2 protein-coding genes are annotated in these 644 nt (G+C 77.5%); both read left to right on the forward strand.

Annotated features, from left to right (window positions below; translation table 11 throughout):
- Window positions 1–351, forward strand: a 351-nt coding sequence (locus B7767_RS38795; protein ID WP_143652894.1) for an RNA polymerase sigma factor, incomplete at its 5' end; no start/stop codon positions are given.
- Window positions 348–644: zf-HC2 domain-containing protein (locus tag B7767_RS38800; RefSeq protein WP_179167481.1), on the forward strand; the 297-nt coding region annotated here is incomplete at its 3' end. The genes B7767_RS38795 and B7767_RS38800, both read left to right, overlap by 4 nt.

The following is a 644-nucleotide window of genomic DNA, read 5'->3' on the forward strand; positions in this document are numbered from 1 at the left end:
CGGCTGGTCGACGCGTACCGGGCGCAGGAGCGGGCCGCGCGGCTGCGCACGGCGCCGATGGAGGAGGCGTGGGAGGGCCTCCCGCCCGCCGGGGCCGCGGCGCCGTCCGCCGAGGACCGGGTGCTGGCGGGCCTGGAGTACGGGGACGTGGGCACCGCCCTCGACCGGATCCCGCCCGAACTGCGGGAGGTGCTGCGCGCCACGGTCGTCGACGGGCTGAGCACCCGTGAGGCCGCGCGGCTGCTGGGCATTCCCGAGGGGACCGTCAAGTCCCGAGCGATGCGCGCCCGCGCCGAACTGCGGGCGGTCCTGGCACAGATGAGCCCGTCACCGATGGGAGGTCCGGCATGACCGGCCGGCACGCGTCCGACCACCTCGTCACCCGTTACGCCGACGGCCGCCTGCCGGAGTCGGACGCGTGGTCGCTGGAGAAACACCTGGAGTCCTGCACCGGCTGCGCGCTGCGCGCCTCGCAGGCGGTACGCGCGACGGCGGCGGGCCCGGCCCTGGCCGGCATCCGCGAGGCGGTACTGGCCGACGTCCGCGAGGCGGTACCGGTCGACGTCCGCGAGACGGCCCGGACCGGCATCGGCACCGCGGCCCGGACCGACACCCGCGAAACGGCCCAGCCCCGCACCGGCACC

The organism is Streptomyces sp. 13-12-16, assembly GCF_002114215.1.
Lineage (GTDB): Bacteria > Actinomycetota > Actinomycetes > Streptomycetales > Streptomycetaceae > Streptomyces.